The 24,936-nt window shown below is 26.7% G+C and carries 37 protein-coding genes and 1 pseudogene; 3 read left to right on the top strand and 35 right to left on the bottom strand.

Annotation, left to right across the window (positions count from 1 at the left end; all coding sequences use genetic code 11):
- Positions 1-10: 10 nt before the first annotated feature.
- The 23 genes from ABF633_RS01970 to ABF633_RS01860 form a co-directional block, all read right to left on the bottom strand.
- Positions 11-445, bottom strand: coding sequence for a MarR family winged helix-turn-helix transcriptional regulator (locus ABF633_RS01970; RefSeq protein ID WP_415521490.1), 435 nt, complete (start codon positions 443-445; stop codon positions 11-13).
- Positions 446-707: 262 nt separating this feature from the next.
- On the bottom strand, positions 708-950 hold the full coding sequence (locus ABF633_RS01965) for a DUF2164 domain-containing protein (RefSeq protein WP_415521488.1): 243 nt from the start codon (positions 948-950) through the stop codon (positions 708-710).
- Between the two features lie 126 nt (positions 951-1,076).
- Positions 1,077-1,721, bottom strand: coding sequence for an isochorismatase family protein (locus ABF633_RS01960; protein WP_415521486.1), 645 nt, complete (start codon positions 1,719-1,721; stop codon positions 1,077-1,079).
- A 189-nt stretch (positions 1,722-1,910) separates the two neighbouring features.
- Positions 1,911-2,732, bottom strand: a complete 822-nt coding sequence (locus ABF633_RS01955; RefSeq protein ID WP_415521484.1) for an HAD family hydrolase — start codon at positions 2,730-2,732, stop codon at positions 1,911-1,913.
- Between the two features lie 69 nt (positions 2,733-2,801).
- Positions 2,802-3,383 carry a DJ-1/PfpI family protein gene (locus tag ABF633_RS01950; protein ID WP_415521482.1) on the bottom strand — a complete coding sequence of 194 codons (582 nt, stop codon included), beginning with the start codon at positions 3,381-3,383 and terminating at the stop codon, positions 2,802-2,804.
- Positions 3,384-3,433: 50 nt separating this feature from the next.
- Complete coding sequence (locus ABF633_RS01945; protein WP_415521480.1) at positions 3,434-3,610, bottom strand: hypothetical protein; 177 nt, start codon at positions 3,608-3,610, stop codon at positions 3,434-3,436.
- A 283-nt stretch (positions 3,611-3,893) separates the two neighbouring features.
- Positions 3,894-4,691, bottom strand: a complete 798-nt coding sequence (locus ABF633_RS01940; RefSeq protein WP_415521478.1) for an EFR1 family ferrodoxin — start codon at positions 4,689-4,691, stop codon at positions 3,894-3,896.
- Between the two features lie 104 nt (positions 4,692-4,795).
- Positions 4,796-5,203: a MerR family transcriptional regulator gene (locus ABF633_RS01935; protein ID WP_415521476.1), complete on the bottom strand. Its 408-nt coding sequence runs from the start codon at positions 5,201-5,203 to the stop codon at positions 4,796-4,798.
- A 56-nt stretch (positions 5,204-5,259) separates the two neighbouring features.
- On the bottom strand, positions 5,260-5,877 hold the full coding sequence (locus tag ABF633_RS01930; protein WP_415521474.1) for a hypothetical protein: 618 nt from the start codon (positions 5,875-5,877) through the stop codon (positions 5,260-5,262).
- A 59-nt stretch (positions 5,878-5,936) separates the two neighbouring features.
- Positions 5,937-6,305 (bottom strand): hypothetical protein, encoded by a 369-nt coding sequence (locus ABF633_RS01925; protein ID WP_415521472.1) that lies wholly within the window; start codon positions 6,303-6,305, stop codon positions 5,937-5,939.
- A gap of 159 nt (positions 6,306-6,464) precedes the next feature.
- Positions 6,465-7,619 carry an acyltransferase family protein gene (locus ABF633_RS01920; protein ID WP_415521470.1) on the bottom strand — a complete coding sequence of 385 codons (1,155 nt, stop codon included), beginning with the start codon at positions 7,617-7,619 and terminating at the stop codon, positions 6,465-6,467.
- An 18-nt stretch (positions 7,620-7,637) separates the two neighbouring features.
- Positions 7,638-7,841: a hypothetical protein gene (locus tag ABF633_RS01915; RefSeq protein WP_415521468.1), complete on the bottom strand. Its 204-nt coding sequence runs from the start codon at positions 7,839-7,841 to the stop codon at positions 7,638-7,640.
- Positions 7,842-8,416: 575 nt separating this feature from the next.
- Entirely contained in the window at positions 8,417-8,914 is a 498-nt protein-coding gene (locus tag ABF633_RS01910) for a YbhB/YbcL family Raf kinase inhibitor-like protein (RefSeq protein WP_415521466.1), read from the bottom strand.
- Between the two features lie 131 nt (positions 8,915-9,045).
- Positions 9,046-9,408, bottom strand: coding sequence for a winged helix-turn-helix transcriptional regulator (locus ABF633_RS01905; protein WP_415521464.1), 363 nt, complete (start codon positions 9,406-9,408; stop codon positions 9,046-9,048).
- Positions 9,409-9,596: 188 nt separating this feature from the next.
- Positions 9,597-9,776 carry a hypothetical protein gene (locus tag ABF633_RS01900; protein WP_415521462.1) on the bottom strand — a complete coding sequence of 60 codons (180 nt, stop codon included), beginning with the start codon at positions 9,774-9,776 and terminating at the stop codon, positions 9,597-9,599.
- On the bottom strand, positions 9,773-10,213 hold the full coding sequence (locus tag ABF633_RS01895) for a GNAT family N-acetyltransferase (protein WP_415521460.1): 441 nt from the start codon (positions 10,211-10,213) through the stop codon (positions 9,773-9,775). The genes ABF633_RS01900 and ABF633_RS01895 overlap by 4 nt, the downstream gene beginning before the upstream one ends.
- 20 nt (positions 10,214-10,233) lie before the next feature.
- Positions 10,234-10,683: a GNAT family N-acetyltransferase gene (locus ABF633_RS01890; protein WP_415521458.1), complete on the bottom strand. Its 450-nt coding sequence runs from the start codon at positions 10,681-10,683 to the stop codon at positions 10,234-10,236.
- A 145-nt stretch (positions 10,684-10,828) separates the two neighbouring features.
- The gene (locus tag ABF633_RS01885) at positions 10,829-11,218 is read right to left on the bottom strand and encodes an ACT domain-containing protein (RefSeq protein ID WP_415521456.1); all 390 of its coding nucleotides are present in this window, start codon (positions 11,216-11,218) and stop codon (positions 10,829-10,831) included.
- A 42-nt stretch (positions 11,219-11,260) separates the two neighbouring features.
- Positions 11,261-11,794, bottom strand: coding sequence for a GNAT family N-acetyltransferase (locus ABF633_RS01880; protein WP_415521454.1), 534 nt, complete (start codon positions 11,792-11,794; stop codon positions 11,261-11,263).
- Between the two features lie 242 nt (positions 11,795-12,036).
- Complete coding sequence (locus ABF633_RS01875; RefSeq protein ID WP_415521452.1) at positions 12,037-12,618, bottom strand: YdcF family protein; 582 nt, start codon at positions 12,616-12,618, stop codon at positions 12,037-12,039.
- 124 nt (positions 12,619-12,742) lie between these two features.
- Positions 12,743-13,261 (bottom strand): methyltransferase family protein, encoded by a 519-nt coding sequence (locus tag ABF633_RS01870; RefSeq protein ID WP_415521450.1) that lies wholly within the window; start codon positions 13,259-13,261, stop codon positions 12,743-12,745.
- Positions 13,261-13,428 carry a hypothetical protein gene (locus ABF633_RS01865; protein WP_415521448.1) on the bottom strand — a complete coding sequence of 56 codons (168 nt, stop codon included), beginning with the start codon at positions 13,426-13,428 and terminating at the stop codon, positions 13,261-13,263. The genes ABF633_RS01870 and ABF633_RS01865 overlap by 1 nt, the downstream gene beginning before the upstream one ends.
- A gap of 66 nt (positions 13,429-13,494) precedes the next feature.
- Positions 13,495-13,884 (bottom strand): OsmC family protein, encoded by a 390-nt coding sequence (locus ABF633_RS01860; RefSeq protein ID WP_415521446.1) that lies wholly within the window; start codon positions 13,882-13,884, stop codon positions 13,495-13,497.
- A 346-nt stretch (positions 13,885-14,230) separates the two neighbouring features.
- Between ABF633_RS01860 and ABF633_RS01855 the strand changes: the two genes are divergently transcribed.
- The gene (locus ABF633_RS01855) at positions 14,231-15,097 is read left to right on the top strand and encodes a 2-oxo acid dehydrogenase subunit E2 (protein WP_415521444.1); all 867 of its coding nucleotides are present in this window, start codon (positions 14,231-14,233) and stop codon (positions 15,095-15,097) included.
- 267 nt (positions 15,098-15,364) lie between these two features.
- Here ABF633_RS01855 and ABF633_RS01850 read toward each other — a convergent pair whose 3' ends face one another.
- From ABF633_RS01850 to ABF633_RS01840, 3 genes are all read right to left on the bottom strand, one after another.
- Complete coding sequence (locus ABF633_RS01850) at positions 15,365-15,766, bottom strand: GNAT family N-acetyltransferase (protein WP_415521442.1); 402 nt, start codon at positions 15,764-15,766, stop codon at positions 15,365-15,367.
- A gap of 138 nt (positions 15,767-15,904) precedes the next feature.
- Positions 15,905-16,621: a hypothetical protein gene (locus ABF633_RS01845; RefSeq protein WP_415521440.1), complete on the bottom strand. Its 717-nt coding sequence runs from the start codon at positions 16,619-16,621 to the stop codon at positions 15,905-15,907.
- Between the two features lie 1,140 nt (positions 16,622-17,761).
- Positions 17,762-18,010: a hypothetical protein gene (locus ABF633_RS01840; RefSeq protein WP_415521438.1), complete on the bottom strand. Its 249-nt coding sequence runs from the start codon at positions 18,008-18,010 to the stop codon at positions 17,762-17,764.
- A 214-nt stretch (positions 18,011-18,224) separates the two neighbouring features.
- On the opposite strand from ABF633_RS01840, the gene ABF633_RS01835 reads away from it, so the two are divergent.
- Positions 18,225-18,629 (top strand): hypothetical protein, encoded by a 405-nt coding sequence (locus ABF633_RS01835; RefSeq protein ID WP_415521436.1) that lies wholly within the window; start codon positions 18,225-18,227, stop codon positions 18,627-18,629.
- Between the two features lie 345 nt (positions 18,630-18,974).
- Entirely contained in the window at positions 18,975-19,559 is a 585-nt protein-coding gene (locus ABF633_RS01830) for a hypothetical protein (RefSeq protein ID WP_415521434.1), read from the top strand.
- A gap of 44 nt (positions 19,560-19,603) precedes the next feature.
- On the opposite strand, the gene ABF633_RS01825 is transcribed toward ABF633_RS01830, so the two are convergent.
- The 9 genes and pseudogenes from ABF633_RS01825 to ABF633_RS01785 all read right to left on the bottom strand — a co-directional run bounded on the left by ABF633_RS01825 (position 19,604) and on the right by ABF633_RS01785 (position 24,929).
- Positions 19,604-19,771, bottom strand: coding sequence for a hypothetical protein (locus ABF633_RS01825; protein ID WP_415521432.1), 168 nt, complete (start codon positions 19,769-19,771; stop codon positions 19,604-19,606).
- A gap of 136 nt (positions 19,772-19,907) precedes the next feature.
- Positions 19,908-20,000 (bottom strand): annotated as a pseudogene (locus ABF633_RS01820) (GGGtGRT protein); the annotation flags it as partial.
- 233 nt (positions 20,001-20,233) lie between these two features.
- A complete protein-coding gene (locus ABF633_RS01815; RefSeq protein WP_415521430.1) occupies positions 20,234-20,692 on the bottom strand; it encodes an FxLYD domain-containing protein in 459 nt (152 codons plus the stop codon).
- 72 nt (positions 20,693-20,764) lie between these two features.
- Positions 20,765-21,019 (bottom strand): hypothetical protein, encoded by a 255-nt coding sequence (locus ABF633_RS01810; protein ID WP_415521428.1) that lies wholly within the window; start codon positions 21,017-21,019, stop codon positions 20,765-20,767.
- Positions 21,001-21,189 carry a hypothetical protein gene (locus ABF633_RS01805; RefSeq protein WP_415521426.1) on the bottom strand — a complete coding sequence of 63 codons (189 nt, stop codon included), beginning with the start codon at positions 21,187-21,189 and terminating at the stop codon, positions 21,001-21,003. Before ABF633_RS01805 ends, ABF633_RS01810 begins: the two co-directional genes overlap by 19 nt.
- Before the next feature lie 152 nt (positions 21,190-21,341).
- Complete coding sequence (locus ABF633_RS01800; RefSeq protein WP_415521424.1) at positions 21,342-21,596, bottom strand: hypothetical protein; 255 nt, start codon at positions 21,594-21,596, stop codon at positions 21,342-21,344.
- A 10-nt stretch (positions 21,597-21,606) separates the two neighbouring features.
- Positions 21,607-23,493: a phage tail spike protein gene (locus ABF633_RS01795; protein ID WP_415521657.1), complete on the bottom strand. Its 1,887-nt coding sequence runs from the start codon at positions 23,491-23,493 to the stop codon at positions 21,607-21,609.
- 149 nt (positions 23,494-23,642) lie between these two features.
- A complete protein-coding gene (locus tag ABF633_RS01790) occupies positions 23,643-24,242 on the bottom strand; it encodes a phage tail protein (protein ID WP_415521422.1) in 600 nt (199 codons plus the stop codon).
- Positions 24,243-24,257: 15 nt separating this feature from the next.
- A complete protein-coding gene (locus ABF633_RS01785) occupies positions 24,258-24,929 on the bottom strand; it encodes a BppU family phage baseplate upper protein (protein WP_415521420.1) in 672 nt (223 codons plus the stop codon).
- Between the last annotated feature and the right edge of the window lie 7 nt (positions 24,930-24,936).

Here is a 24,936-nt window from a genome sequence, read left to right as displayed (position 1 = left end):
CCTTCTTTAATTATTGATTTTGTTTAAACAACTCTTCTTTATTTACATTATCAATCAATTCAGACAGCAGCTGTTTAAATACTATTTTTTTATTTTCTTCCAATGTACTAAATAAATTTTCAGCAAATATTTTATCCTGATTGATATGATCCTGTATTACCTGACACCCCTCTTCAGTTATAATAAGTTCTACAATTCTTCTATCTGCATTATCTCTAGTTCTTTTAATATACCTTTTATCCTCTAATCTATCTATAATGCCTGTAGCCGTTGAAGCTGGTATGTTGTATTCCTTTGATATATCCTTAACCTTTAATTTCTTTCTAAAATATATCCTTTCTAAAATATACATGTCCTGCGGTTGAATATTAGATGTTTCAAACTGGTAAAGATTTTTGTACTCTAATATTTCTATCAGTTTATGCAATAAAGTATTTTGGTCCAAATAATATCTCCTCCTATAAATTATATTGTTAAAAGTACATATTATTATTTTTATTGAAAAATTTAGTTCTCAATAAATAATATACGTTATACGTTTATTACGATATTCGTATGTTATTTATATAATAACATATATACTAATAAAATTCTATTATATATTTATTATAAAATGATATTAGTATAATAGTTATTATAATCTGTTATTTTAGAATAATGTATCATATTTTAGTCCTTCTGAATTTATTTACTGGATTAAAACAACGTTAATATTTTTGAATTGATAATAAATCATCAATTCTGTCATTCATGTATTTGTAGGAATCATAAACTCCTTGATTATAAAATTCTTGAGCTAATTCTTCTATAATAAAATTTAAAATAAGACTTGCGGCTAAATCACCCATTTCTTCCTCTCTTTCATTAAAAAAATAAGCTTTTATTGCAGAAATCATCTCTTCTCTTTTCTCATTAGTTAATTTTATTTTATTTTTATCTTTATTTTTCATAAAGTAATCTCCAATTAATTTATTTTCTATTTAATTGCTGCTATAATGCTCTTTAGAAACTTGGGAAGTTTTAATTTTCTATTCAAATAGCTGATTTACAATTGGTATTATATTTATTAATGGTTCTTATAATATCTTATCTACAATTTCAATTCCATTTGCTTTCATTTCCCATAGTGAAATAATTTTCATCAAATCTCCATCATGAGTTCCAAAATCAAAGGTTTCAACCCCATTTATAGGCACAATTATTCTCTTGTTGAGATTTTTTTCATTAAAATAAGTCTTAAGGGTAGTAGCAAAATGACTTACACATATGTCAGCTTCACACCCAATTACTATATAGTTTTCTATAATATCTTCATTCTTTTCAAGCCATACTTTAAAAGCCGGTGCATGAAATCCATTAGTACTATTTTTAGAAATCATAGTTGTATTTTTATTGAATATAGCGTCTGTATTTAATTCATCTATGAGTTCACTTTCTTCTGTTCCCTTTATACAATGTTTTGCGTAAGTAGTAAGTTCAGCAGAATTTTCTTCATGTTCATCTAGAAAAAATATCTTTTTATATCCATTACTTATTTCGTTTAAATTGACAATGGTATCTATAATAGAGATAATCCTCGGTGAAGAAAGTATACCCTTATTTACAAAGCCCTTCACCATATCGACTATAACTATTGCTGTATTTTTCTTTGGAAAATGGTCTAAATGGATTGTTCTTCCTTTAATTTCTCTTTCCATATCAAAAATTTTATTAATATCCATAAAAATTCACCCTTTTTCACTAAATAAAAAATTATAAGTTCTTCTCATACCTTCTGTTAACAGAATAAATTTATATGATATATTTGTCAACAAATTACAAGGATCTAGATAAAATATTTTCCACACAATCTCCAATGTATTATAAAAATTTACACTTAATTCATTTCTTAAGATTAGCCACTTTTAATTTTAAATTACATGCTCTAATAACCATTTAGCAACTCCATCCTCATCATTTGAAGCAATAATCCCAGTTGAAATCTGTTTTAATTGGGGATTGGCGTTTGCAACAGCATAGGCAAAATCTGCAATTTTAAACATAGAAATATCATTAATTGCATCACCAAAACATATTACTCTATCGAAATTCATAAGTTCTTTTAGCCTTTTTACGCCCATTGCTTTTGTTGCAGTTGGAGGCATAATTTCCAGCCAATATTCATTATCTCTATATAACTCTTGCTGCAATGTACATACAAACTGAGATTTATCATCAAAATATCTTTTTAATAATTCCAATTTATTTTTTTCACCGATGGCTGTAAAATAAAATATATTACCTGAATACAATTCCATTTCCTCTGTGACAGATCTTAATCTTTTATCTCCTTTTCTTAATTTTAGATAGTATAATATTCCTTCGTTTTCCTTCCCTTTTATCCATGAAACTCTTTCTTTGCCCTCTAATAAAGAATAAACAAGGGGATAAACTTTATTTTCTATAAAAATCCTTGAAACATATTTTATCTGTTCATCTGAAAAAGAAGTTGAATATATAATTTTTCCATTATTAGTTTCCACAAAGAAAGCACCATTATAGGTTATGGCAGGAATAGATAATTGTAATCCATCAATTATTTTGGAGGCAGATGAAAAGGAACGAGCAGTTGCGTAGGTAAATTTAACACCCTTCTTCACTAAAGTATTGATTATTTCTTTACTTTCTTCTGACAATTGAGAATTGCTATTCAATAGTGTTCCATCTAAATCAGAGACATATAATGTATTCATAAACCCCTCCACCATATAATTTCACCAATAAGAAATTTACAAATTAATTTACAAGTATACTTATAATACTTAGTTGATATTACCTTTTAGAGTTTTTAAAAATTGATTTTTTTCATCTTTGCTTTTAAATAATTTAAACCAATCACATATTTCACATGCAAAATCAATAAAAGCTACTCCCTGAGAGGTTATTAAATTTTCATCTACTACAACTCTTTCATTAACAAAGCTTTCTCTTGGGAAAGGATCAATTTCTCCATATTGTTGTTTATGCATCTCTGTCCATTCAATCATTGAAGTAGTATATTTTCTATTCTTTAGAATATTAGCTTTTGCCAAAAAATATGGTCCACCACAAATTGCACCTAAAAGCTTTCCTCCTGAATTAATATTTTTAATCAAATCAATTAATTCTGGTCTAAGTTCACCATTCCACCCACCAGGAATTATTAATCCATTCGCATCGGCTTCAACAATATCTTTAACTAAAGCTTTAGGTTTATATTCCAAGCCAGATAAACTTCTTATAATATGATTTTCATATGCAATAGTAACTATTTCCTTACCTAAGTCTGTCCCTAAAATGTGAGCAATAAGAGTCATTTCAAAGTCAGCCATTCCATCATAAATAAATATAAATATCTTATTCATAAAATCACCTCAATTCATTATAATAGTTAGCTATATTATTTTTTATACAGCTATAATTTTTTTGATTTTATATTTTCACTTTTTACAAATACATGACAAGAAGAGCAATAGAAGTTATTAGTCTTAATCTTTAGTATATTTTCATCAGAGTCAATTTCTTCGGTTTCATTTACAATAATATCAAGTTCTTTAAGCGTTCCACATTTAGGGCATATTGCGTTAGCCATATCGTTCACCTCCTATAGTTTTTATTTATTTTAATCTTTTAATCTATATGCTGAAATTTTCAATTGTCTTCTATGTAAATAGTATAAGATAAATTATAAATTATCAACTAATAATTAGAATAAAGTATAAATATATCCATCACATATACATAATGTTGAAATATCTTAATAATTAAATTTTATGTAAGTCATTACATTCTACTAAAATTTTAAAAATTCTATTGTAAACAAAATTAAAGAAGAAGCTTCCAATCATATGAAACTTCTTCTTTAATGTATTATTTTATATTAACTCATTAATATCTACATTAGGATTTCTATACCTTCTTCTATTTATAGTTTTCTTATCCCATTGAATAGCTTCATTAGGACAATATTGAATGCAAGCTGTACACTGCTCACAATTATGTTTCCAAATGGGATTGTCTGTATTGAATTCTATGTTATTAACCGGACAAATTCTTTCACATATTTTGCACCCATTGCAATTATCTTTAACCCAAAACTTTTTATCTTTTACATGGAGACTATCCATTATTCTATCCGTAATTTTGATAAAAACCCTGTCTATTATTCTATCAATAATTAATTTGCTTACTTCACATTTATAATCTTTTCCTTGTCTTATAATATCTGATATTTCCTTAACTTTTGTTTTTTCTCTTTGAAAAACTCTATCATATTTTCCCGCAGCACTAGGATTATAGGCAAAAATATGATTTCCTGGCATATGAATTAAAAAACCCGAATTAAGTACTCCTCCATTATTTTGTAATATATCCTTCAACTTAATCAATGCCTCTGCAGGGGCTCCACCATGAGTTGCTGCTGCAAAAATATAAGTTCCTTTATTAAATTTTAGGTTTTTTACAATTCTTTCTACTATTAATGGAAGACGTGCATAGTACACTGGAAATACTATTCCAAGTATTCCTGCATTCACTTTTATTTCTTTTTCATCTATGAGTGAAGATATGCCACATAAATCAATTTCTCCAAGCTCACTCCTTATATCTTTTGCTACTTGTAAGCTGTTGCCTGTCCCCGAGAAATACAGTATAGTATCCTTTTCTATTACCATAATAATGCCACCTCTTTTTTATATTCACTTTTCATTTTGCCGAAAAGCAGATTATCAGCTTTTAATGGTATTGTAAAGCATGTACTATACTACACAGTCAAGAATTATTTTCTTAAATAGGTTTCTATATCATTACAACATTCTCTATTCTGCGATAATATATTATCATTTACTTTTTGAAGTAACCTTTTAGTTTCTTCTAATTCATTTATTTTATTATCTATTTCACTTATTTTATATTCAACTATAGCTTTAATGTTCTCCATATTCTCTTCCAATATTTCATCATATATCTTGGGAAGCAACATGCTTATTTCCTTCAATGAAAAACCAAATTTTTTGACAATGAGTATAAATCTAATTTTCTGTATATCTTCTTTTGAATATATTCTATATCCATTTTTATCTTTTTTAGGGTCAGAAAGCAATCCAATTTTTTCATAATATCTTATAGTCTCTTTATTTATCTTTAATTCCTTCACTAAATCTCCAATATTATAAATACTTTTCATAATATATCTTCCTAATCTTATTTAATTTATATTTTAAAAACGTACATTATCATTTTCTAACCTATCTGACTTAATTTATTCATCCACCAATCCTTATCAAAATACAAAGGTCTATCTGGAACAATAATAATATATTCACTATTTACTTCTACAATTTCACTTGTATATGTGTATATCATATCTATGTATAAGTTAAATGGTTTAACTTTTCTCTGAGATATATTTTCAAACTCACTAATATATTCATATATTTTTTCATTATCTAATCTTTCAAAGTACGAAAGTGCATTTCTGCCTCCACCAGTCATTTGCCACCATTCTATAAAGGGTTGCCATGCATTTTTGCAGCACTCTCTTAATTCATAATATGGGAACTCAGAAAAAACAGGTGGATTAAACATATTGGTTGTTAAATCAAAACTTTGCTTTAAAATAACTTTTTTACCCCTATCTTCAATCATGCTATTAAACCATTTATTCCACTGCTCTTTTAATAAAATCATTAAAGAGCTATCCAATTTATTTATCCAATATTTTGGTGGCCAAAGTCTATTATTACTTATTCCATTGACATCATCTATTAAACCGTATATGCATCCAGTAAAAATAGCAAAATTTAATGATAAATCACTGGTTGTTACTATTCTCCAAGATTTAGTTCCCTTTTTATACATATTTTCCTCCATAACTATTAGAATTTAAAATATCCTTATAGCTTGCCTATCATATAATTTCATTTAATCATAAAATTTAAAATCATCAAAACCAATGGTATTGCCATAACAATAGTTGCAATTGGCGGATAATATTTAATCATATTTCTATTTTTACTAAATCCAGCCCAATAGGATATTACCTCTAAAATAATATTCACTATGCCCAATGTGGTTGCTCCCATAAAATATGCTGTGTTTAATGCACCTAGTATATATATTACACTTACTGAAATCCATAAGCTTGACAATAAATATCTAAAAATTGATAATTCTTTTGTCAGCATCTTCATTCCAAACATTTCATCTTGTTTTGATGAAAAGAATATAGTTATAGCTGCAACAATTTGTATGACAGCTAAAATAATCAGTCCTATTTTTCCAAGCATTGAATTCTCCTTCAATATTAATCTTATTTATAATTAGAGTGACAAGTCCAAAATCCATTTGGTTACCATCTTTACCTTAAAAAAATAGTTATTAATATTTAATAACTCATTCTAAAAATATCATTATCACACAAAGCATTACACTTATACTGAATATTTTTATGAGAATAATTTTTTTAAAACAGGAACTCTTCTTATTAGATAACTAAAACTAAATGATATTGGTAATACTATTAAAGCTACAAAAATAAATTTGATTAGCGGGTATAAATAAATATTTCTTAATAATAAAGATATAACTATTAATATTGGAGCATGAAAAACATATACGCTAAAAGCATTTTGTGAAAGAAATTTTAGCACTTTACCTTGATAGTTAAACTTATCTCTAAATATTACAATTAAGCCCAAACACATTCCTACACAAACTAACTGTTCCCAAAATGCATAGACTGCAGATTGCCAATAAAGTCCACCAAGTATTACATATTCTTTACCAGCTAATGGACCTGCAAACAACATTATTAATAACCAAAGTACTAAGCCTAACCCTAAGCTTACCTTTAGCCAGAAAACTCCGAATTCATATGGTAAGTTTGCAAACCAATTGTTTCTGTAAGCTAGAATACCAATAATGAAAAGTATTATATACTGTGAGAAAAAGCATAATTGCATATTCATAATTGAAGTTCCAAAAGGTTGAAAGATTCTGACTACAAAATTCAAAAAAGATATTAATAGTATTATTAAAATTATAGAAAGGTGATTAGGATATTTTATTAATTTGATAGATTGCTTAAAGTTCCTTCTTACAAGAGCGTAAATTAAAGTAAAGATTAATAAGGCAAGAGCAAACCATAGAGGACCAGTATTTCCTAAGAATCCAAAAGGTTTAATGTAATTAATATAGTATTGATTAAATGCTTGTACCGGTTTATCAATGAAAATTCCCATAATGAAATATTCAATAAATGGATGAATAACAAAAATATAAATTATTACTGGTAGCCCAAGTCTTACAATTCTGTCTTTAATAAATTTACCTGCACCTTTTTTATCATAAGCTTTAGGAATAAAATAACCTGCTATTAAAAATAAAAAACCCATAAAATAAGACTGTGAAAAAGTATTAAATATTGCAAATATAATTTTTGATACTGTATCAACTGATTTATTTTCAATATAATACCAACCACCAATTCCACTATATGTTACACTTGTATGAACTAAAACTACTATAATAATCATAGTCAATCTTATGTTATCAATAAAAAGTATCCTACTCTTAGGAACATTATATTCCACAATATTCATAAAGAACCTCCATATATATTAAATCTTTATATTCGATTTTCTTATAATCATAACAATATTGAAAATAATAAGTATAAAAACCGCTAAAGCAATGACTGCATAGCATATCCTCATTGGACGATCCATTGATTTACCAAGTAAAAAATACATAAGTCCCATAAAAAAAGTGAGTAAAATAGAAATTAATAGAGATATATAGTTCATTCGTAAACTTTCTTTCATAATACATCCTCTCTTCAATTTAGTTTAATACATATCTAAATATCATATTAATCATAATCATTCTATATATTATTAACAAACCTAAGAGCTGTTGATAAACCTACTTCATAAATATTATCATTGGTAGCCAATCACTAAAAGAATGTCCAAGTGCCGCTGTCTCATATCCACGCCTTGTGTAAAAATATCCATATATGATACCACCATAATTGCAGAAGCAAGAAGTTAACAATCTAATATTCTATATCATTAAATTTTATTAATTTATATATAAATAGTATAATACATTACATAAATTATCAACTAACAATTGAAATACTATATAAATATTATTGATTATTACACTTATATACTAACAAAACAGTTCTTATAATTACAAAATTTGTTTTCTATTGCTTATTCATTAATTTTCTGTAGTAGCTTATCATATTATAGTTATAAAAATAAAAAAAACGAGAAGAATCCATTATAATATGAGATTCTCCTTTTTTACTGTTTTTTTATGCTGTAAATTACTTAAACTACTCTTTAATATAGTATACACACTTAACTCTAGACTTTAAAAGTATTTCACTTTAATTTACATAACATCCTTTTAATGTAGCTTGATCTAAAATATAGCCATTCATAGCTTTATATAGTTCATTCATATAAAATCCTTCTTGCAAATCTAATTTATCATTCAAAGCAAAAACATGCAGTTCATAAATATGAGGTTTATCAGGTGGTGTCATACCACCATATCCTATAGCTAACTTTTTATCTACATTGGATATTGCTCCACACCAACTATTTACCCCTTGAACAAAGTCATTTCCTAAAATACTTTCATTTTCTTCTATTTCTGTTTTTGTAATATTTGCAGCTATCCAGTGAATCCAAGAAAAACCACAAACAGGAACGGCATCTTTATCTTCTAAAATAAGTGCATAGGATACTGTGCCTTTAGGTGAATTTTGAATTTTAATTGGCAATGAATAAGTTGGTATATTAGCTTTATTAAATTGTGTCCCTCTTTTTCCATATTTATCTTCAATAATACCATTTATTATACCTGAACTTGTTACTTTCATATTATTACCTCCTTGATTACAATTATTATATTTATTACAATACATTAACTACTTCCAACATATCACAATATATTTTTTCAGTAAATTACCCACTTTTTTGTATGTATCCAATTACATCAGCTTCTTTGTACTTATTTTATAATTCCTTTTTCTTTTAAAATATTTTCATTTCCATTTGTCAACATAAATTCAATACCAATATTCTGCATTATAGTTAATGCTCTCAACATTTTCTTTCCTCTATCCTCAGTTAAAAAATATTCAACTTTAAGTGGGTACCCTTCATATGTAATTTTATTAACAAGTTCAAATTCAATTAATTCTTTTAATTGTTCTAATAACATCTTTTGTGTAATTCCATTTATATCTTTTTCAAGTTTAGAAAGAGACATTTTTCCAAGACGAAGCCTCCACAAAATTATCGGTTTCCATTTTCCCTTAATAATGTCATGGGTAAGTTCTAGTGGACAAGTATACTCATTTCGAATTTTCATATATGATTCTTTCTCCTAAAAAAACTAATTTAAACTATTTATCTTCCAACACCAATCACCATCAAGCCATACTGAATTGTAAAGTTTTTATTTAACTCTTTACAGGTTACATCCCTCCCCCCATAGTGTCATTAATTATTATAAGTTATTTATTCATTTTAAAGCTCCTAAAACATATTCTAAACAGATTACAATTTTTTTCTTGAAACAATGAACATCCCTGCTGTAACTCCTAAAGAAATAGATGCAGTTCTGATAAAATCCTTATGCTGTGGCCTAAAAAAATAATCAATTCCATATATAGATGTACAGAGAAAAATAAAATATATAAAATGTTTAAATATTCTATTTTTTAATAAGTTATTCATATTGTTTTCTCCATTTTTATATGTGACAATCCTGTTTTAATTGAAGGAAACTCTTGTCCAACTGCTTCATAACCAAGACTGCGGTATAAATCAACAATTTCTATTTTGGCATTTAATATTATCTTCTTCATTCCTGACTCTCTTGATTTGTCAGTAAGTTCCCTTATCAATTCAGAACCTATACCTTTTTTCCTATACTCTTCCTTTACGACCACTTGTGATATTTGAGCAGTTTTATCTATAATATTTAATCTTGCATATCCAGCTACGATATTATTATCACAACAAACTAAATGTATACTTTCTTCTTCTAAATTATCAAACACCATATCCATTGAGCAATTAAATGGCTTAAAGAAGATTCTATATCTCATTTCAACCACTTCTTTATATAAACCAGAATCATTGTTAATATATAAATATTTATAGCTTACCATAATTTGCTTTCCCCTCTTAATTAAATTATATACTTTTCAAAACACACAGCTTTAGGATTGTTAACATATTTTCCATAGTTTCGTATAGAATGATAACCTCTTTTTTCATAGAATGCTACCGCTGATTGATTTATTAATCGCGTTTCAAGCCAAAGAGTGGAATAATTCAATTTTCTTGCTTGCTTTTCTAAATAGTATAATATTTTAGTCCCTATCCCTATACCCTTTGTTTTAGCATATATCCTTTTTACTTCAGCAATTTTATCGTTAATGGGCCTTATGGCCCCACAACCAATAGCTCTTCCATCTTCATCATATGCAATTACAAATATAGCACGTGGAGCACAAACATCATTAGTATTAAATGAATTTCTTCCACTATCACCTGTTATAGCTTCTAAAGCCTCAGATAGTTCATCCATTAATTCTTGAGCCTCAGGTGTATTAGGATTCTTTTCTACAATTTTCATACTAAAATTCCTCCAACCATATAAGTTAATATTGAATAATATACCATGGGAAAATGTGTACGTGCAATTCTTATCTCTCCTAATTAAAATTTGTAGCATATTGAATAAATTATTATTTGAAATACTCTCTGCCTAATATTAATATTTAGTATGTTATTATGTACTTTTCATCAGATAATGCATTTATAGCATTATCAATATCTTTATTTTTCACAAGTATATAATCTGTATCATATGTGGAAATGGCAAATATACTGATTTCCTTTTGTGCCAATATTGTAGTGATTGATGAAAGGATTCCAATTAGTGAAAAATCTAATGGCCCTTCAACTTTTAGAATTCTCCAATCTTTTTCACATTTTACTTCCCCAGGAATACTATCCTGAGAACATACAATAGATAATTCATCTGCTGTTTTTGTTATAGAATAGAATTGACTATTCTTTATCCATTCAGGGATTAATTCATCTTTATCCAATTTACAAACACCAAATTTTTCTTTTAATAATTTCATTGTTAATGCTTCTTTTGACATATGTTATTTTCATCTCCAACTTCATCATAGATAATTTTCATTTTACTGGACATTTTCATCTTTTAAAATAGCCATTTCGTATAAACTCCAATAGCCTGTGGATGATTTACTTATATTTTCTAATAATTTTTCTTTTGTAAATCCTGCATTTTCATAACATTTAATAGCGCTGTAATTAAAATCAAATACTTTAAGGATTATCTTTTCAAATTTCATATCTTCAAATCCAATTCTTAATACCTCTTTTAATGCCTTTCTTCCAACTCCCTTACCTCTATTATTTTCATCTCCAATTAAAAATCTACAAACACTACCAATTTTATTGTTTTTATCTATTTCTCGTAATTCAACAGTTCCAATAATTTCATCTGTGTCAATAAGTTGTATTTTATAAACAAAAATATTAGGATTGTCTTTTTTAACATCAGTTAAAAAATAATTTTGAACCTGCGTAAGTGTTAAGGGATAATTATACATAGGCCCAGCCCATTGCAATAAGTAATCAGAAGACTTATTAACATTCCACCCCACAATTTTTTGTAAATCTTCTTTTTCCATTAAATCAAGTTTTATCATTATAAATCCTCGTTCGCTTAATTATTTAGTCTTTAATCACCAATAGATTCTACGATACTTAGTCGCCTTTAATCATTAAAAACATTCCTGAGCCATCATATTCTGATGGTCTTAGCTCTAATCCAAACTTTTTGTAAAATCCTTCCTTAATCTGTATCATAATCATCCATCTCCTTTTATATAACTATTTTGTCACCTTAATCCGGGCCTTTTAAAAATCACTTCTATATAAGTATCATCTTCTAATGAAAAATAATTTTATTTTTAGCCATAGTATAATTTTCAAAGATATATATTGCCATAATAAATAAAATAGAAAATTTTTTTGGATAAGCTGATTTTTTCATTGCATATGTGATATCAAATTTTGATAATAGGTAATTAGAACGTTTTAAATGCCAAGGTGATGTAACTACTATTACTGATGACCACTTTCTTTTTTTCATTATTTCAATGGAATTAATTATGTTTCCATAGGTATTTATTGATTTATCCTCTTTTATTAGCGAACTCTCAGGAACTCCCAATGATTCCGCAAGGTTAATCATTATATCTGCTTCTCTATATTTATTATGAGCACTTCCACCAGAACAAATAATGTATTTTGCATATCCTTTATTAAATAGTTCAACAGCTTTAATAACTCTTTCACGCATTATTGGTGATGGTCTTCCATCTTTTGTTGCAGGATACCCTAAAATGATAATAGTATCAAATTTATCTCGTTTTAATTTAATTAAAGGTTTTTTATAAAACAACAGGGGAGATAAATTGATAAATGCCAACAATATAGAAATTACAATTACTATAACAATTAACAACACTTTTCTATCCTTCCAATTATCATAAAAATTTTCACTTTACAATATTTGACTAATATCTTATAAGGCTTTACTTTCATAATCAAATTATACTACTTCATAAATTTTTAAATACATTATAAATTCTCTAGAGATAACGTCTCACCTTATTCATATATTTTATGTACTCTTCTCCAAACTCATTTATGCACCATCTTTCTTCTGAAAGGATAATCCAATGAGCTGATATTTGAAAAACTACTAGTAATGCAAGTAATATCAGTGAACGCGTGAGCATCACGCAGCCTAAAAAATAAATAAAATATGCAATGTACATAGGATTACGGGAGATTTGGTATAGTCCTTTTAGATTTATTCCATTCTTTTTCGGTTTTGCAAAATTTGATACGGATACAATACAAAGAATAACTCCTAAACTATATATGATAAGGCCTGCACAAAACCAAAAGGAGTCATTCCTGATCTTGAGAAGAAATAAATACAGGAATATAAGAATGTTAGCAATTTGATAAAACCAAAACGCTACCTTTTCACTTCCAATTAGCGGAGGAAAGTAGGCCGCACGTTTTAACGCATCTTTGTCTAATATACTTAGAAGCCCAAACCTTATAATTATAATTGGTATTACTGTAAGAAATGCATTCATTATATCTCCTCTCTTAAACTACCTATATATCCGTTATCTACTGTTTTTTCCATTACCACTGTACTAAATTTATCATCTTTCAGTTTATATTCTTTATCTTCAATTATTTTAAATCCATTCTTTTTATAAAAATTTATTCCTTTAATGTTATCTTTTTCAGCTTCCAAATATATAGCTTGTTTATCTTTAAAGTTCTTTAAAACATTTAAATTTAATCATTTTTTCTCTCCAATTTACTCAATACTATTGCAGTATTCAAATTCTATTTGCTTCGATAATGTCTTTCTAACAGGACAGTTCCTTACTTTTCTCATAATTATATTTTTAATATCTTCATTGATGTCAGCATCTATATCTATTGTATATTTAAAGCTAGTTTTATCTTCCTTTTCTCTATTTAAATCCACTTTAACAGTAACTTTTTCATATTTAATATTCATGGACTCTAGTATCATCCTTGTTGTAATATTTAAACAAGATGCATATGCTACTTCAAGAAAATCATGAGGTCTAAAATACTTTCCGCTTCCACCTTTTTCTTCAGTAACATCTGAATAAATCATTCCATTTTCATTATGTATTTCTGTAATATATTTATTATCTCCACTCTTTGATATAATCATTTTTTTCATACCCTTCTTTAGATATCATATTTCAAAACTTTACTGTTGCTTACATCAAATTTTATTTCAAAAGCAATATAAGATTATGATTACTTTTTATTACTTTATAGGTAAATAATATATTATTTATAATGTAAAATCAACAAAAACAAACGCTTAATTGTTACTTAAGATAAAATGATCTATTTAAATATTTTATCCATATGTATTCCTTAGATATATTTTTTTATTTTTATAAAAAGTAGAAATACTATTTTAATTAATATATAATAAAACGTAAATCAATAAAGAATACTACTATATATGATATAGCATATTATTACATGTACTTAGGAGGAGTTAAATTATGATTTATAATAATATTAAAATAAAAAAATCTACTACCTTTGATTCAAAGAGGAAAATAGTTGCACATGCAACTGCAGAATCTTGGAAACATATACCCCATGTAACTTATACATATGAACCTGATATAACAAATTTTTATGAAGAATTTAAGGTATTAGCTGAAAAAATGGAAGCAAAGGGAAATAAGATTTCATTTAATACTCTAATGCTCAAAGTGATTACAGAAGGTTTATTAAGTGCACATGATTTGAATTCATATATAGAATATGATCATGAAAAATGTCAGGGTACTCTGCATATCTTAGATGAAATTAATATTGCAACTCCATGGATTTTACCTAGTGGTGCACACATAACTCCCAATATACCTAATATTGGTAAGATGTCACTAAGTGACATTTCAGACTATATAGTAGATTTATCCAAAAGAATAGAAAATACCAATATTGATGAAATTGCAAATAAATTAGCGTCAAAATTTAGTGAAGAAAAGATTACAGTTCTAGAAGGTAAAGAAAAGGAAGAATATTATAAGGCACCGGAAAATCAGCGCCTAACTGAAAAAGATTTTGAACTTGGAACAATCACCTTCTCAAATGTTGGTTCACTATATAGAGAACAAAAGGGTTCTTTTTGTTTACTTGAAGTTATACCACCACAAGTTTTTGCATTAGGACTTGGATCAGTACAAGAAAAACCTGGAGTATTTATAGCTGATAATGGGAATAAAGAAATTGGTATTAGAAAAATATTGCCAATGTGCCTGGCTTTTGACCATAGAGCCGTTGATTTCAGCTCTGTTATTCCCTTTATGAAAAAACTTGATTCAATATTTGGTGATCCATCTGTTATTCATCAGTGGTAATTAAAATTTTATTTGTTTATAGTAATATTAATGATAAAACCCCTGGAAATGTATACTCATTCCAGGGTTTTTACGAGAATGCAAAATAATTTCTGTAATTTATCACAGGAAACTGTTTCTCTGCTTTTCATATATCATAATATTTTTCTCTACATTTAATTTTATAATGTCCATTTTATTTATACACTTGGCTTATTATGTATCCACTTAACTCATTACAAGCAAATTTCTGCTTAATATTAAAAATTAACTAGCAAATTCCTAATATTACTTACGAATACACATAGCAGTAAATCCATTACTCTCTATTTCAAATCCAAATTTCTTATAATAATCTTTCTTATTAGGACCAGCAACTAAAGTTGGATAAAGTTTATATTCCTTAAGCATATTTAGCAGTTCTTTTATTATAGATGAGCTGATACCTTTTTTACGATAATTTGGATGAACAATTAGACTGCATATATATGCATGTCTTATACCGTCAGATAGTATTCTCACGTAACCAATTAATTCTTCCTTATCATTTCTTGCACATATATTTCCCCATGATGTTTTGATACATTTATCTAATTTCTCAATAGGATGTACATCCCAATCATTTGTAGCAAGGAGCTCATTTAATTCATTGCAATTCAATAATTCATTTCTTTTTATTTTAATACTCATGCAAAAATCTCCTTAAATTTATATTTAAGAAATATTTTTCTTTTCTAATTTGAATTTTAAGATTTATAAGTATTTTTTCTCTTTTTCAGATTTATTATATTCAAAATAATAACGATAGATATGGATACAAGCATGCATTTAATAATAAAAAAATACAACAATCATTTTAAGTATAACTGATAATAGAGGAAATAATAGAAATAGATATCTTCGCTTTAATTTTAAATTTATTTGTTTATTTCGCTGGATTTCAATTATAAACCATAAAAAGAATAAAATATATGCAGTTCCTAAGAGCATTATTAAATATTTATTATTAGATGTAATTACAATAATCACAGCCAAAACAACAGATATGGGTAAGGCATATTGTAAAACTTTAATTAAAGATGTGTTAGTACTTTTTTTAATATCAATATCTGCATACTTTGATAAGACATTCTTTACTTCATCGTAATCAGTCAGATAATAAGGTATTCCTATTGTCTTATTTTCATCCTTGGCTTTTATAATCAAGCCTTTATTAGGTATTTCTTCAACACGAAGAATACTATTGTATTCAATTTCTATAGTCGGAAATTTTAATTGTTTTTTTACAATTGAATTATCTAAAATTATTAATTCATATGATAGTAGAGATTCTTTTTGTTTTTTTAATCCTTTTTGTATTGATATAGTTAATACTATAGCTATTAAAATAATTACCATAGCAAAAGTTAATATACTTACTGTACCGTTTCTCAAACTTATATATAGTCCAATAACTAAAGCTAGTATACATAAGGATATTGTTCGTAGAAATATTCTAGATATAGATTTATTAAGTTGTTCTGAAGATAATTTATAAACTTTCATTCATATTCCCCCAAATAGTTCTATATGACTTTGCAGTCTAAGCTTCATAAATAATTATACTCTTAATTAAGTAATATTCCCAAATTTTATTTATAAAATAAAAAAAGCACCATATAAAATATCAATAACTTTTTACATTCTATTATTAATTATTATTCTACATAACCATTAACAATTCCCAAAACATCAAAATAAAGCCTAGAAATACTACTTAAACCAATGTATAATTGTTATATATTAAAACCAATTAATTGGTAAATAAATGTATTATAAGAAAAGAAAGGATGTTTAAAATGAAAAAAGCTATAGCTGGGTGACGGTATGATTGAATATAATTCTGAACAAGCATTGAGTTTTATACAAGTATGATGGTGTTAAATATTGTAACTTTATATTGTTTGAAGTAAAAAATAATGAAGCAAGATTAGTTATTAGTTACGACGTATTTTGCTTATAGGTTGAAACAAAACAAACTAAATACAAAAATTAAAAGCCGAGAATTAGTTCATTATTAATCTCTAGGCTTTGACTCTATATATTTTCCCGAACTTTTTTATGAGCTTTGGTATGTTTTTTATTATTTGGGGATGTGGAAGGTTTATTTGTAGATTACAATCTAAACCCTCTTATAATGGCATGTATTTTAATTTCTCATAAGTGAGCCAAAAGCTTATTTACATATTATTACATGCTATTTTATCAATTGCATTTTTTGCTCTTTCATAAGTCCTACCTGAACCAGCCCAAACCTTTTCGCCTATAATATTACTAGCCCTCCCCATTCACCATGTGGTAAATATTTATATGCTAACTGTTGCAATATACAACTGTTTTATGTTACAATCAATATGAGATGGATGTATTGGAGGTGAGTTTTATGTTATTAATCATTGTTATAAATATTATGCTTATATCCTTAGGCTTTGTGATTTTAGACTTATTAGATAACAAATATACAAAAGCACTGAATGATTTTTGTAAATTAGAATGTAAATAGTAATATATCTAAAAAATTTATTTATAAACATCCATATAGCAACTTATTTGTTGGTGATAGTGTGTAGAAATATTATATATAATTTATATGAGACATTGCTATCATTTTGAGTGATAGCAATTTATTTGTTTTTATTTATTTTATTATTCCTCTGTTATATGACTTAATAAATTATATATATTGTTACTTGTTGTTGAATATTTCACTTGTTCTATAGATTTTGCACTACAATTATCATATAAGATATATTGTACCTCCGAAATTTCTTCTTTTAAAATCAAATAATCCACACTACCTTCTTTTAAACTTTTTAACTTCTCCTTTTTAGATTTTAATATGTTTAATAAATTATTTTTTAAATAATCTTTATCAATTACATTTTCATTTGTCATAATAATACACTCCCATTTTTTTATTATATTTTATACCTCTTAGAATGTTTTATGCACAATCCTCAAGTCTTTCAATTGTCTTCTTATGTTCTTCGTAATTTTTATACCACTTATTAGGATAATTTATATATTTTACTTGATTTTAGCTTATACATAGTGTATTATATAACTATAACATTACTTATCAATAATTAAAATTTGGGAGGTGAATATCATGGAGAATACTGAACCTAAAAAATTAGGTGGAGCTTTACTTACTGTAACAATCATCAATTTGGTAATATACGCTTTGGCAAGTATAGGTTATATATTTATACTTTTATCAAGCAATTCCAGTAATGAGACATTAAAAAATGCACTTGCTTCAACTAATACTACGCAGATAGCTGTAAATTTGATATTATCAATAATATTACTTATATCTCTAGTACTAATTTTATCTAAAAAATCTATTGGTGTTTATATATACTTTATTGATATTATTATTACTATTGTATATAGTATAGCCTTAAATGGCTTTAAATCAGGACTTTTAGCATCATTTATATTACCAATACTAATGTTAATATTCATATTTTTGAAAAAAGATGTATTTTGGAATAATAATATAATAGAATAATACAATTATATTTAGAAAATTTTTAACTTAATTAATAAATAAGCCTTTTGTTCCCCCTCAAGGCTTATTTATTTTTTGTATAAAATCTACACTATCTTCTCTCTTTTACCCAGTATGTAATCTTTTATTTTACTAAAATATATCATATTATCACCCTAAATATATTATCGTATTAAATATGCATTATTTTAACAAAATTTATTTAATATATAAATTACATTCTAGAAATACTACCTAGACCAATGTATAATTTTTTTATAAATCATTATATCAATGATAAAAATTTTTATATAATATATAATAATGTAAGTTTAAAAATTTAAATAATTCGAGGTTATAGTAAAAATGAAAACACCATTAGGATATCAAATTACAGAATATGATTGTGTTCCAACAACTTTTATAAATGCTTTAAAGTATCTATTTGAAAGAGATGAAATCTTCCCAGAAGTTATAAAAAATATTTATATGTATAGTTTAGATACTTATAACAAAAACGGAAAATTAGGTGGAAATGGTACATCATATTTTGCAGTAGAATTAATAAGTAATTGGCTAAATGAATTCTCTAAATCACATAATTTAAAGATCCAATGCGAAACATTAGAAAGCGAGGAAATAAATTTTAAAGCTGATAGCAAGATTTATGAATGCTTAAACAACAATGGAGTTGCTGCTGTAAAAGTTTATTTTGCTCCAAATATATATCATTATGTTCTACTCACGTCTATTGATGATGATTATGTATATGTATTTGATCCATACTATAGAAAAAGAAATTTTAAAGATAAGGAAATAGAGATTATAGTGGATAAGTCAGAAATTTATAATAGAAGAATAAGTAAGAGTAGATTTACAGAAAAAGAAGAAAAATTTTATGCTATGGGTCTTGTGGAAGAGCGAGAATGTACTTTACTATATAAATTATAGCCTAAAATAAAAAAAATAGGGTATAGACAATTAAGCCTATACCCTTAAAAAATTCCTACATTTAAAAATCTAGTTATAGCTTTATATCCTTCCTCATAATGATTTATTGTTGCCGGTCTTAGATTTCTAGCTTTGCAACTGTCAGTAAATTCTTCAAATCCCTGCTTAAATGGTTTGTCATTTTCTAGTTGAATCTTTAATTTTTTTCTCATGTTTTTACCCCCAAAAAAGAGCGCAAAAAAGAAAGCCACGTCCTATTATTTTTTAATAATAGGACGTGACTAGCTTTTTTATTGAAATTCTTTGGTTAATTCATATCCAAATACTACCTAAGTGGTCTAAACCCTCTTATCTTGAAGTTTCTTCAATAGCAACTGCTACTGCAACTGTAGCTCCAACCATTGGGTTGTTACCCATTCCGATAAGACCCATCATTTCAACGCTGGTTTTGGAGTTTTACACCTAGAGTCGCATAAATACTTAGTTTATTAAAAATACATTTAATATTTTACTCACGTTAAATGCACATGATATTATATTATAACTTTTTATTGAATTATGCAATATAAAGCTTTTACTTTTTACAATATTTAATTTAGATATTTTTTATTCATATCTTAAATACTCTAAAAAATAAAGGTAGTTTTTTTATTAACTACCTTTCCTTTTTTAAATTACTGTGCATCTATATTATCTAATTGAATTTTATATGTTGAATAATCATACATATTAATAGGTACCGAAAATGTTTTTGTTTCTCCAGAACCTAAATTATCTGGTAAATGTGAAGTCCAACTTTTTACTATATTTCCGTCTTTATCATAAAAAATAACATCGAAATATCCACTTAAAGTTTGAGAATAATTGTTTGTCACTTCTCCATCTACTTCACCATTTCCTTCAATTGCCTTACTTCGATTAATTGATATATTTGAAAATTGTAAATATTGAGAATAATTTACTCTTTGATTTTCATTATTATTTATGTTGATATTATTATACGAATTATTCTCATTATTATTTGTATCAATATTAGATAATTGTTTTTTGTCATGATTATTTACAATTATCAAAGATAAACCAACAACTGCAAATGTTACTATTACGGCTATAATAATTGATATTTTTTTCATATAATATACACCTTCTAATTTATATATTCCTTCTACACTTTTTGGTTTAATACTGTTGCTTTAGGCTTTTGATTAATTACCATCAATTTGACAATCTTCAATGTTATAAGAAATGCTACCATCTTCAGAATCTTCCGATGGGTTTGTAATTTTTAATTTAACATCAAAATTATTTCTTAAATCTGCTCCAAAACTATTTTGTGCATCAACATAAGATGATATCTCATACTCATAATTGCCTAAATCCTTAATATTGTTTTCATCATAAGCAGGAAATTTTGCAGTATCTGGTGCTTTTAAATTACTTTTTACTGTATCTTGAGCCATCTGCCATACATCCATTTTTGATCAGAAATACTTTTATCCCCAAATGTTTTTGTTGTACTACTTGTACAGCTTCTAAATAAAGATACTACTCCCCAAATAATTAAAATTAATATAATAATTCCAAATATTACACTTCCCGCATCATTACTACTATTACTTCTTGTACTCATTATTAACACTTCCTTCACATATTAAATAAAAAATTCATATTTCCATTATAATACTTAATATGTACAAGTATCAAATATTTCTTTATTATTACTTATGTAAAATCGAAAAAAAATAGGCAATCTAAGGTTTCCCCTAAACTGCCTACTACGTGTTATTTAAAGATTTTATCCTTTATATCTTTAATATCATCCTTCATATCTTTTACAACATTAAAATTCTCTGATAATTTAAAAATGATGCCTTGATTCTCTGTAATTGTATCTTGATATTTTTTCTCTCTTTCTAAATTATCACTCTGTACTTTATCAACAAAATTTTTATAATCTTGTCTTTGAAAAAACCAAAGAATTAGCATAAGTGCTAATAATGGAGATGCCTTCGCTACTTCCATAAATAAATTTTCCATGTCACACCTCCTAAACATCTTGTATATCTGTTAATATTCCATTTGTAAATATAAGTTTCTTAGTTCCATCTGAATACCAACCATTGTAACCATCTGCACTTGTCCCTACTCCTGTAGACATATTAACAGTACCTACATTTTTAAAGCCCCATCCATTCATATCTATAGGATTATACAGAGTCATTTCCCCATCTTTTATAAGAATACCACCAGTCAGATCTCTACCAGTTAGTACAAATTCATCTGAATACATGGACATATATTGCTTTGCAGAATTACTGGCATAATTATCAATTCTTAATATTGGGGAATTTGCATTTTCATCAATGCTTGCCAAATCAAGTATCACTCCATGTGGTACTTGTATAGATAAAACTTGCTTTCCAGTTGGATTTCCTTGTGCATCTAATAATCGGTTTGAAGATATTTGTCCAGTTAAATTTTCAGTATCTAGAAAATCATACCATGATATAGTTTGATTAAATATATCTATAGCCTTTTTACCATCACTATAAGTAGTCCAGTGTCCTCCATCTAAGCTAATAGAAAAGCTTCCATCAAGACTTGTAATCGTACCCGTCTTTATTAAATTTGCATTAATAATTCCTGACGTTATTTCATCTGCAACAAATCCTTTACCAGTTCCAAAAGTACGCCAATTCCACTGACCATTGGTTTTATCTGAAGCAATTGCAAATATTCCGCAACCAAGATATAATGCTCCATAATCACTACTTCCTGCATTTGTATTCTCTAATAATATTCCTTTACCTTCTATAACTTGTGCTTGTGAAAATGAACCACTAGATAAAATTTGATTTTTTAAAGTATCTATTATGCCTTCAAGAGAGAAGGTGTTTATATTTTTGTTAGCAGTAAGGCAACTTTGTAATATTTGTGCATATCTCTGTAAAGCTAATTGTCTATCAGTAAGAGTCCCAAATTTACTATTTAGAGTTATTTTTACATGTGCTGGATCTAATAAATCAGTTTCTTTTGTTATAATAGTATAGCTATCATTGAAATTAATAGCATCTGCAATAATATTTATATCCGTTCCAATTAAAAATCCGTTGGGATTTATACCAAGTTTACTTAAATCTAATGTGTTAGAAGCTAATTGATATACTGGTTTAGCCATATCTGGCAACTTAGCTTGTGCTGTAGTCATTAATGTATTGGCATCTGATATATCATTTAACTCTAACTTACCTTCAATAATTCCAATTGCTCCTATAGCTTCTTCATTATCTAAATAATCTAGTCCATTATTAACAGAAGTTATATCTAAATTATCTTTTCCAATAGGTATTATCCTTGTAATTATATTAGATGTATCTTTTTTCCATTTTAAATCCTTCATATTTTGACCTAAAACAATATCATCACTAGAACCATCATAAAGTTGTATGTAATCTAAATATCTAATATCATCAACTTTTCTTACCCTTAAATAACCTTCACCAATAGAATTGGCTATATTAGAAATGATGCAATTTAAAGTGTTTTCATACTTGGTCTGACATGTAATTTCATTATTATATTCTATATCACCTAGAGTAAATTGTTTATCTGGTGTTGTATGACTATTATGATTATCTATAATTTGCTGCATAAATAATTGGACTGTCATATTTTCAATATCCCATGCTCTAACACAAGTATCATTTAAATATGCCATTTCACTTTCACATTTTACATCTTTATAAAATAAACCATTGGTATCCATATTTTCTTCAGCATCATAAATTCTTCCATCAAATAATATTTCACCAGTCTCAAAATCTTCTACTGTAATAAATGTTATCATGTTAGTAATTTGATTATAACCTTCATTATTGATTGTAATAGTAAAATTGAAATTACTAACTTGTCCTGCATTTTCTACTAAATCCATCTTTTTCAAATGACTTAGATTTAATTCTTCATTTGGGTAATTAATAATTGTTTCAACATTATCGTTACAAATACTTACCTTATAAATGTTACGCACCTCCTTTTTCAAAAAATAAAAAAGATATATAACAAACGTATATACCTTAAAATTTAATATTTAATTATCGGCAAAAATGCCATATTTATTGGTCTTGTCTCTGTTCCAGTAGAATTATCTGTATTAATTCCACCATCGTTGTAAGAATTATTTTGATAACCTATTCTATTTGAACCACCACCAGTATGCCCTATTAATCCTACTGATATATTGTGATTATGTGATTGAATATCCTGTGCTTGTTTTGTTCCTACACTCAAACTACCACCACTAGCACGTATAAATCTATTTCCTGTAACCAAATCTGGTAGATTAAATGTCGTACTTCCATCGCCACTACCATATGTTGTACCAATAATAGAAAATAAATTAGAATATGTTGTTCTACTTATTGCTTGACCATTTTGTAATAACCATCCATTAGGCGGTGTTGTTCCTGCATACCAAAGCACTGTTCCCGTTGGGACTAAGAATGTAGAATCTTTATTATCTAATAAATCTGCATCTAATCCAGAACCACTGCCATCTACTGTTTCAATTTTTGCTAATACATCATTTGCATTATAATTAGCTTCATCATTAGCAATTCTATTATTTGTATCATTTATATTATTATTAATATCATCTATATCTGATAATATTTTTGGTTTCATATTATCACTTCCCTTTTACATATAAATTCTATATTCAATTTTTTCTCCACTATCTAATGACCATCCATTTAAAGTTAATGTCTTAGCACTAGCATTTAAAGTATAATGGTCTGGTTCATCCAGCAAACATCCTTCAAGAAATGCATCTATTGTACATTGTGCCAAATCTATATTAGCTGCATTTAAAGGAATTGTGGTTGTACCATTAGTTGTAGCTGTAAAACTCTGTTTGACTTTTAGTTGATTAAGTCTACTATCATACTGATTAACAGAATTTAAAGCTGTAGTTAAGGCACTAAAATTATTACTACTTTCTACACTACTTTCGTCTAAAATTCCTTTTTTAACAGCAAAACTAAAAGTTACACTTGTAAGTCTTCCATTACTAGAATATATAACTACTTCAGCATTAACATTTCCTGACACTGCAATATCTGCTGTTTGCAATGTATAACTAATTTGTCCTGTTGTAGCATTTACAATTGTCATATCTGCAAACGTAGAAGTTCCATCTACTCTTCCTAAAGAAATTTTTGCTGTTAAAGCAGTTAAATCAAATGGAACACCATTATTGTTTAATGTTATGTTTAAAGCACATAAATTACTATCTCCCACTGTAGGAGAAAATTGTGGAATGTAACCTGCACTAGGATTATTTATATCTAAAATAACTGGAATATTGTTCAAATCATTC

It is taken from the genome of Clostridium sp. (assembly GCF_047718555.1).
In the GTDB taxonomy this organism is placed as follows: Bacteria; Bacillota; Clostridia; order Clostridiales; family Clostridiaceae; genus Clostridium_I.
Note: the sequence above shows the minus strand (reverse complement) of the source record. Positions and strands in the feature narration are given on the sequence as shown.

What these genes read in the sequence shown, in the direction of transcription:
- ABF633_RS01845 (WP_415521440.1), bottom strand. Translation starts at nt 16,621, where the DNA reads ATGAAAGTTTATAAATTATCTTCAGAACAACTTAATAAATCTATATCT.
- ABF633_RS01800 (WP_415521424.1), bottom strand. Translation starts at nt 21,596, where the DNA reads ATGGAAAATTTATTTATGGAAGTAGCGAAGGCATCTCCATTATTAGCA.
- ABF633_RS01805 (WP_415521426.1), bottom strand. Translation starts at nt 21,189, where the DNA reads ATGAGTACAAGAAGTAATAGTAGTAATGATGCGGGAAGTGTAATATTT.
- ABF633_RS01795 (WP_415521657.1), bottom strand. Translation starts at nt 23,493, where the DNA reads ATGGATTTAGTAGAAAATGCAGGACAAGTTAGTAATTTCAATTTTACT.
- ABF633_RS01790 (WP_415521422.1), bottom strand. Translation starts at nt 24,242, where the DNA reads ATGAAACCAAAAATATTATCAGATATAGATGATATTAATAATAATATA.
- ABF633_RS01915 (WP_415521468.1), bottom strand. Translation starts at nt 7,841, where the DNA reads ATGAAAGAAAGTTTACGAATGAACTATATATCTCTATTAATTTCTATT.
- ABF633_RS01870 (WP_415521450.1), bottom strand. Translation starts at nt 13,261, where the DNA reads ATGAATGCATTTCTTACAGTAATACCAATTATAATTATAAGGTTTGGG.
- ABF633_RS01895 (WP_415521460.1), bottom strand. Translation starts at nt 10,213, where the DNA reads ATGGTAAGCTATAAATATTTATATATTAACAATGATTCTGGTTTATAT.
- ABF633_RS01945 (WP_415521480.1), bottom strand. Translation starts at nt 3,610, where the DNA reads ATGGCTAACGCAATATGCCCTAAATGTGGAACGCTTAAAGAACTTGAT.
- ABF633_RS01960 (WP_415521486.1), bottom strand. Translation starts at nt 1,721, where the DNA reads ATGGATATTAATAAAATTTTTGATATGGAAAGAGAAATTAAAGGAAGA.
- ABF633_RS01955 (WP_415521484.1), bottom strand. Translation starts at nt 2,732, where the DNA reads ATGAATACATTATATGTCTCTGATTTAGATGGAACACTATTGAATAGC.
- ABF633_RS01910 (WP_415521466.1), bottom strand. Translation starts at nt 8,914, where the DNA reads ATGAAAGTAACAAGTTCAGGTATAATAAATGGTATTATTGAAGATAAA.
- ABF633_RS01935 (WP_415521476.1), bottom strand. Translation starts at nt 5,203, where the DNA reads ATGAAAAGTATTTATAATATTGGAGATTTAGTGAAGGAATTAAAGATA.
- ABF633_RS01815 (WP_415521430.1), bottom strand. Translation starts at nt 20,692, where the DNA reads ATGAAAAAAATATCAATTATTATAGCCGTAATAGTAACATTTGCAGTT.
- ABF633_RS01810 (WP_415521428.1), bottom strand. Translation starts at nt 21,019, where the DNA reads ATGGCTCAAGATACAGTAAAAAGTAATTTAAAAGCACCAGATACTGCA.
- ABF633_RS01850 (WP_415521442.1), bottom strand. Translation starts at nt 15,766, where the DNA reads ATGAGTATTAAAATAAAAAGAAATGAATTATTGAATTGCAATGAATTA.
- ABF633_RS01940 (WP_415521478.1), bottom strand. Translation starts at nt 4,691, where the DNA reads ATGGTAATAGAAAAGGATACTATACTGTATTTCTCGGGGACAGGCAAC.
- ABF633_RS01880 (WP_415521454.1), bottom strand. Translation starts at nt 11,794, where the DNA reads ATGATAAAACTTGATTTAATGGAAAAAGAAGATTTACAAAAAATTGTG.
- ABF633_RS01920 (WP_415521470.1), bottom strand. Translation starts at nt 7,619, where the DNA reads ATGAATATTGTGGAATATAATGTTCCTAAGAGTAGGATACTTTTTATT.
- ABF633_RS01860 (WP_415521446.1), bottom strand. Translation starts at nt 13,884, where the DNA reads ATGATTATATCAAAGAGTGGAGATAATAAATATATTACAGAAATACAT.
- ABF633_RS01925 (WP_415521472.1), bottom strand. Translation starts at nt 6,305, where the DNA reads ATGCTTGGAAAAATAGGACTGATTATTTTAGCTGTCATACAAATTGTT.
- ABF633_RS01835 (WP_415521436.1), top strand. Translation starts at nt 18,225, where the DNA reads ATGGAGAATACTGAACCTAAAAAATTAGGTGGAGCTTTACTTACTGTA.
- ABF633_RS01930 (WP_415521474.1), bottom strand. Translation starts at nt 5,877, where the DNA reads ATGTATAAAAAGGGAACTAAATCTTGGAGAATAGTAACAACCAGTGAT.
- ABF633_RS01855 (WP_415521444.1), top strand. Translation starts at nt 14,231, where the DNA reads ATGATTTATAATAATATTAAAATAAAAAAATCTACTACCTTTGATTCA.
- ABF633_RS01905 (WP_415521464.1), bottom strand. Translation starts at nt 9,408, where the DNA reads ATGAAAATTCGAAATGAGTATACTTGTCCACTAGAACTTACCCATGAC.
- ABF633_RS01885 (WP_415521456.1), bottom strand. Translation starts at nt 11,218, where the DNA reads ATGTCAAAAGAAGCATTAACAATGAAATTATTAAAAGAAAAATTTGGT.
- ABF633_RS01950 (WP_415521482.1), bottom strand. Translation starts at nt 3,383, where the DNA reads ATGAATAAGATATTTATATTTATTTATGATGGAATGGCTGACTTTGAA.
- ABF633_RS01965 (WP_415521488.1), bottom strand. Translation starts at nt 950, where the DNA reads ATGAAAAATAAAGATAAAAATAAAATAAAATTAACTAATGAGAAAAGA.
- ABF633_RS01900 (WP_415521462.1), bottom strand. Translation starts at nt 9,776, where the DNA reads ATGAATAACTTATTAAAAAATAGAATATTTAAACATTTTATATATTTT.
- ABF633_RS01890 (WP_415521458.1), bottom strand. Translation starts at nt 10,683, where the DNA reads ATGAAAATTGTAGAAAAGAATCCTAATACACCTGAGGCTCAAGAATTA.
- ABF633_RS01840 (WP_415521438.1), bottom strand. Translation starts at nt 18,010, where the DNA reads ATGACAAATGAAAATGTAATTGATAAAGATTATTTAAAAAATAATTTA.
- ABF633_RS01830 (WP_415521434.1), top strand. Translation starts at nt 18,975, where the DNA reads ATGAAAACACCATTAGGATATCAAATTACAGAATATGATTGTGTTCCA.
- ABF633_RS01825 (WP_415521432.1), bottom strand. Translation starts at nt 19,771, where the DNA reads ATGAGAAAAAAATTAAAGATTCAACTAGAAAATGACAAACCATTTAAG.